Source organism: Ulvibacter litoralis (genome assembly GCF_900102055.1).
In the GTDB taxonomy this organism is placed as follows: domain Bacteria; phylum Bacteroidota; class Bacteroidia; order Flavobacteriales; family Flavobacteriaceae; genus Ulvibacter; species Ulvibacter litoralis.
On sequence record NZ_FNBA01000018.1, the window covers coordinates 1 to 6,424 of the forward strand.

The 6,424-nt window shown below is 44.5% G+C and carries 1 protein-coding gene, 2 tRNA genes and 3 rRNA genes; 1 reads left to right on the plus strand and 5 read right to left on the minus strand.

Annotated elements, in window-relative coordinates:
* Positions 1–183: hypothetical protein (locus tag BLQ00_RS17725; RefSeq protein ID WP_217629441.1), on the plus strand; the 183-nt coding region annotated here is incomplete at its 5' end.
* A 317-nt stretch (positions 184–500) separates the two neighbouring features.
* On the opposite strand, the gene rrf is transcribed toward BLQ00_RS17725, so the two are convergent.
* From rrf to BLQ00_RS16880, 5 genes are all read right to left on the minus strand, one after another.
* Positions 501–608, minus strand: a 5S ribosomal RNA gene (gene rrf / locus BLQ00_RS16860).
* 166 nt (positions 609–774) lie between these two features.
* Positions 775–3,594, minus strand: a 23S ribosomal RNA gene (locus BLQ00_RS16865).
* A 220-nt stretch (positions 3,595–3,814) separates the two neighbouring features.
* A tRNA-Ala gene (locus tag BLQ00_RS16870) sits at positions 3,815–3,891 on the minus strand.
* A 150-nt stretch (positions 3,892–4,041) separates the two neighbouring features.
* A tRNA-Ile gene (locus BLQ00_RS16875) sits at positions 4,042–4,115 on the minus strand.
* A gap of 169 nt (positions 4,116–4,284) precedes the next feature.
* Positions 4,285–5,803, minus strand: a 16S ribosomal RNA gene (locus tag BLQ00_RS16880).
* Together the 16S, 23S and 5S rRNA genes with 2 tRNA genes alongside form the textbook arrangement of a ribosomal RNA operon.
* Positions 5,804–6,424 lie beyond the last annotated feature (621 nt).

A 6,424-nucleotide genomic window follows, 5' to 3' on the forward strand; every position in this document is an offset into this window, starting at 1 on the left:
TGCTTATGGCACCTCTCTATTGAAAAAATAGAGATCGGGCTATTCGCTATATCTCTTCATCGTTTTGAAAAGCACGATAAAGAGGATGCCGCTGCTATCCCTGGCGCAAAAAAGAAGCGGCTTACTAGTACAAAAACAGCAAAATCCAGTGATTTGTATGTGGTATTTGGATTTACATCATAAGCTAAGAAGCGGCTTGATAGAATATAAACAACTAAAACCTCCAAAAATGTATACTGTAAATTACATTTTTGGAGGTTTTGGGTACCACTATTTGCTTGTGGTATTTGGGTTTAGTATAAAAAAAAGACCCAATCAATTAAATGATTGGGTCTTATAAGAAGGCGGCTTATTAGGTTAAAAAACGGCAAAAGCCGAAAGATAATTTTCTATTTTAGTAGAAATCACCCATTCGGCTTTTACCACCACGCTCACTTGTGGAAGCGTCGCGTAGATTTATTGTATAAAAAAACCCTTCATAGAATCTATGAAGGGTTTAAAGAAGGCGGCGACCTACTCTTCCACAAGTGTAGTACCATCGGCGCTAACGGGCTTAACTTCTCTGTTCGGAATGGTAAGAGGTGAGCCCCGTCGCTATAACCACCTTAGGGTTATGGACACTTTTAGTTACCTAAAAGATGTCACCCTGCGCATTTGCAGGAAAATATCTTAACATATTGAAATAAGAATAGAAGAAAACTAGCAATAAAGTGATTGCAACTTATGTAAAGAGTTAGCTTCTTCCTTAAGGTAAACCTTAAGGAAGAAACGACGTACATAAGCATACGGGTTATTAGTATCACTCGACTACATACATTACTGCACTTACATCTATGACCTATCAACGTGGTAGTCTCCCACGACCCTTTAAAGAAATCTCATCTTGTGGTGGGTTTCGCGCTTATATGCTTTCAGCGCTTATCCCTTCCGAACGTAGCTACCCAGCAATGCTCCTGGCGGAACAACTGGTACACCAGAGGTTCGTCCAACTCGGTCCTCTCGTACTAGAGTCAGATCCACTCAAATTTCTTGCGCCCACTGTAGATAGAGACCGAACTGTCTCACGACGTTCTGAACCCAGCTCGCGTGCCACTTTAATGGGCGAACAGCCCAACCCTTGGGACCTTCTCCAGCCCCAGGATGTGACGAGCCGACATCGAGGTGCCAAACCCCCCCGTCGATGTGAGCTCTTGGGGGAGATCAGCCTGTTATCCCCGGCGTACCTTTTATCCTTTGAGCGATGGCCCTTCCATGCGGAACCACCGGATCACTATGCTCTACTTTCGTACCTGATCGACTTGTAGGTCTCTCAGTCAAGCTCCCTTATGCCATTGCACTCTACACACGATTGCCAACCGTATTGAGGGAACCTTTAGAAGCCTCCGTTACTCTTTTGGAGGCGACCACCCCAGTCAAACTACCCACCAAGCACTGTCCCCATTACTGGGTTAGGCTTCAGATAAGTAAAGGGTGGTATTTCAACAGTGACTCCACAACACCTAGCGATGCTGCTTCGAAGTCTCCCACCTATCCTACACATTACTTATCCAAAGTCAATACTAAGCTATAGTAAAGGTGCACGGGGTCTTTTCGTCCCACAGCGGGTAATCGGCATCTTCACCGATACTACAATTTCACCGAGCTCATGGCTGAGACAGTGTCCAGATCGTTACACCATTCGTGCAGGTCGGAACTTACCCGACAAGGAATTTCGCTACCTTAGGACCGTTATAGTTACGGCCGCCGTTTACTGGGGCTTCAATTCAATGCTTCGCCGAAGCTAACATCTCCTCTTAACCTTCCAGCACCGGGCAGGTGTCAGGCCCTATACTTCATCTTTCGATTTTGCAGAGCCCTGTGTTTTTGATAAACAGTCGCCTGGACCTCTTCACTGCGGCCCTGTATTGCTACAGGGCGACCCTTCTCCCGAAGTTACGGGTCGATTTTGCCTAGTTCCTTAGCCATGAATCTCTCGAGCACCTTAGAATTCTCATCCCAACTACCTGTGTCGGTTTAGGGTACGGGCTGCTTCACTCGCTTTTCTTGGAAGTCGATACAATGGATTATCACCGCAACCGTAGTCTTAGTGTACTATCGCCGTGTTACCACTGGCTTCAACGTGCTATTCCGTCAGCACGCACCATCTTTTCGCCTCCGTCACTTTTAACGTGAGCAGGTACAGGAATATTAACCTGTTGTCCATCCACTACCCCTTTCGGGTTCGCGTTAGGTCCCGACTAACCCTCAGCTGATTAGCATAGCTGAGGAAACCTTAGTCTTTCGGTGTGCGGGTTTCTCGCCCGCATTATCGTTACTTATGCCTACATTTTCTTTTCTAGCCGTTCCAGCAAACCTCGCAGTTCACCTTCAACACAACTAGAATGCTCCCCTACCACTAATAAATTAGTCCATAGCTTCGGTAGTATGTTTATGCCCGATTATTATCCATGCCGGATCGCTCGACTAGTGAGCTGTTACGCACTCTTTAAATGAATGGCTGCTTCCAAGCCAACATCCTAGCTGTCTGTGCAATCCAACCTCGTTATTTCAACTTAACATACATTTTGGGACCTTAGCTGATGGTCTGGGTTCTTTCCCTCTCGGACATGGACCTTAGCACCCATGCCCTCACTGCTGATCATATTTTATAGCATTCGGAGTTTGTCAGGAATTGGTAGGCGGTGAAGCCCCCGCATCCAATCAGTAGCTCTACCTCTATAAAACTAATATCAACGCTGCACCTAAATGCATTTCGGGGAGTACGAGCTATTTCCGAGTTTGATTGGCCTTTCACCCCTACCCACAGGTCATCCCAAGACTTTTCAACGTCAACGGGTTCGGGCCTCCACTGTATGTTACTACAGCTTCACCCTGCCCATGGGTAGATCACACGGTTTCGCGTCTACTACTACTAACTATGGCGCCCTATTCAGACTCGCTTTCGCTACGGCTCCAATTCTTAAAATTTTAACCTTGCTAGCAACAGTAACTCGTAGGCTCATTATGCAAAAGGCACGCCGTCACCCCAAAGGGCTCCGACCGCTTGTAAGCGTATGGTTTCAGGTTCTATTTCACTCCCTTATTCAGGGTTCTTTTCACCTTTCCCTCACGGTACTGGTTCACTATCGGTCTCTCAGGAGTATTTAGTCTTGGCGGATGGTCCCGCCGGATTCATACAGGGTTTCACGTGCCCCGCACTACTCAGGATACCACTATCAATAACGCTCTTTACTTATACCGGGCTATCACCGTCTATGGCCACTCTTTCCAAAGTGTTCTAATTCATTACGCATCAAATATCGTGGTCCTACAACCCCAGCACTGCCGTAACAGTACTGGTTTGGACTAATCCAATTTCGCTCGCCGCTACTATCGGAATCACTATTGTTTTCTCTTCCTCCGGGTACTTAGATGTTTCAGTTCCCCGGGTTTGCCTCCTTGCGGATACTATATCTTCAATATAGTGGGTTGCCCCATTCGGAAATTTGCGGATCAATTTGTATGTGCCAATCCCCGCAACTTATCGCAGCTTATCACGTCCTTCTTCGCCTCTGAGAGCCTAGGCATTCCCCATACGCTCTTAATTTGCTTATTGTACTTTTTTGCTCTTTAATGAGTTATTATCGCTTCTTACTTAATTGTAAACAACTAAGCAAAAAGACTTTTACTTTATTATTTGCTTTTCTCGTATTCTTATATTTCAATATGTCAATGAACGTGTTTCTTTTTAAACAATACAACTCTGATGATTACCGCACGTTTTTCATGAATGAATCCTGTGTTTGGCAAACTATCAATCCTTGTATCTAAAGAATGGTGGAGAATATCGGAGTCGAACCGATGACCTCCTGCGTGCAAGGCAGGCGCTCTAGCCAGCTGAGCTAATCCCCCATTTGTTTTAAGTAGTCAGTTATCAGTTAACAGTTATCAGTTAATTGATGACTTTATACGTCAACTTGGGATACCCAACTTCTAAAATTTCCTTCAATATGTGTGTTATGAACGTTAAGTGGTAAAATATAAACACCTTACTACTTATTGTAGTCTCAGGCAGACTCGAACTGCCGACCTCTACATTATCAGTGTAGCGCTCTAACCAGCTGAGCTATGAGACTTTGCTTTATTAGAGAAAAGACAAAAGATCAGAGAGAAAAGACGCGTTACACATCTCCTTTCTTGTTTCTTTATTCTCTTTTCTTTTTTTAATATAAAATTGACAGCTAAACCAAGCTAAATACCCTCATTCTTTAGTTAAGATTAACTAATTCGTCGTACTTTCTCTAGAAAGGAGGTGTTCCAGCCGCACCTTCCGGTACGGCTACCTTGTTACGACTTAGCCCTAGTTACCAGCTTCACCCTAGGCCGCTCCTTGCGGTGACGGACTTCAGGTGCTTCCAGCTTCCATGGCTTGACGGGCGGTGTGTACAAGGCCCGGGAACGTATTCACCGGATCATGGCTGATATCCGATTACTAGCGATTCCAGCTTCACGGAGTCGAGTTGCAGACTCCGATCCGAACTGAGATAGGTTTTATAGATTCGCTCCTGGTCACCCAGTGGCTGCTCTCTGTACCTACCATTGTAGCACGTGTGTGGCCCAGGACGTAAGGGCCGTGATGATTTGACGTCATCCCCACCTTCCTCACAGTTTGCACTGGCAGTCTTGTTAGAGTTCCCGACATGACTCGCTGGCAACTAACAACAGGGGTTGCGCTCGTTATAGGACTTAACCTGACACCTCACGGCACGAGCTGACGACAACCATGCAGCACCTTGTAATCTGTCCGAAGAAAAATCTGTTTCCAAATCTGTCAGACTACATTTAAGCCCTGGTAAGGTTCCTCGCGTATCATCGAATTAAACCACATGCTCCACCGCTTGTGCGGGCCCCCGTCAATTCCTTTGAGTTTCATTCTTGCGAACGTACTCCCCAGGTGGGATACTTATCACTTTCGCTTAGCCACTCAATCCGAAGATCGAACAGCTAGTATCCATCGTTTACGGCGTGGACTACCAGGGTATCTAATCCTGTTCGCTCCCCACGCTTTCGTCCATCAGCGTCAATACATTATTAGTGATCTGCCTTCGCAATTGGTATTCTAAGTAATATCTATGCATTTCACCGCTACACTACTTATTCTAACCACTTCATAATGATTCAAGACAACCAGTATCAATGGCAATTTTACAGTTGAGCTGCAAACTTTCACCACTGACTGAGCTGCCCGCCTACGGACCCTTTAAACCCAATGATTCCGGATAACGCTCGGACCCTCCGTATTACCGCGGCTGCTGGCACGGAGTTAGCCGGTCCTTATTCTTACAGTACCGTCAAGCTCCCTTCTCGAGGGAGTGTTTCTTCCTGTATAAAAGCAGTTTACAACCCATAGGGCCGTCTTCCTGCACGCGGCATGGCTGGATCAGGCTCTCGCCCATTGTCCAATATTCCTCACTGCTGCCTCCCGTAGGAGTCTGGTCCGTGTCTCAGTACCAGTGTGGGGGATCCCCCTCTCAGGGCCCCTACCTATCGTAGTCTTGGTGTGCCGTTACCACACCAACAAACTAATAGGACGCATACTCATCTTGTACCGTAACCTTTACTATTAAAATGATGCCATCTCAATAGACTATAGGGTATTAATCTTCATTTCTAAAGGCTATCCCCTAGTACAAGGTAGATTGTATACGCGTTACGCACCCGTGCGCCGGTCGTCAGCGGAGCAAGCTCCCTGTTACCCCTCGACTTGCATGTGTTAGGCCTGCCGCTAGCGTTCATCCTGAGCCAGGATCAAACTCTTCATCGTATAATCTTAAATAATTTTATACAACTACTATAGTTCTCTCAAAAAAAATTCTCAGGTATTTAACTTAGTTTAGTTTTATTCTTTGTCGATTAAAAATCTTTCGATCTTTAACCTACGCTGTCAATTTCAATATCTCAATGAACTTTCCCTTAAATCGCTTTAAAGAAATTACCTTAATTTAAATTAAGATTTTTGTCGATGTAATGGAGTTGAACCATTATATTTATTACCTCTCATCTATTGTTTAGAACGTGCTTGCTTCGCTAAGCGGGTGCAAACTTACAACCTTTTTTTAATCTAACAACCTTTTTTAAAAAATAATTTAAAAACTTTTTTAAGACCGTTTTTTAAACATCCACAAGCCAATTTTGTTAGCTTATTTAGCGGGTGCAAACCTACAACTCTTTTTTGGTTCTCAAACTACTATTTGAAAATAATTTGAAAGAAATTTTTAAGGAACGTTTCGCTTACTTCTCAACAACTGCGTCAATCCCTAAGCGGCTGCAAAGATACATACCTTTTTAACTCTCGCAACTTTAATTTAAAGTTTTTTTAAAGTTAATTTACCTTTAACCACTAACCATTTGAGTGCGAGTAAAATCAATCTAAAAGTATTTTTCA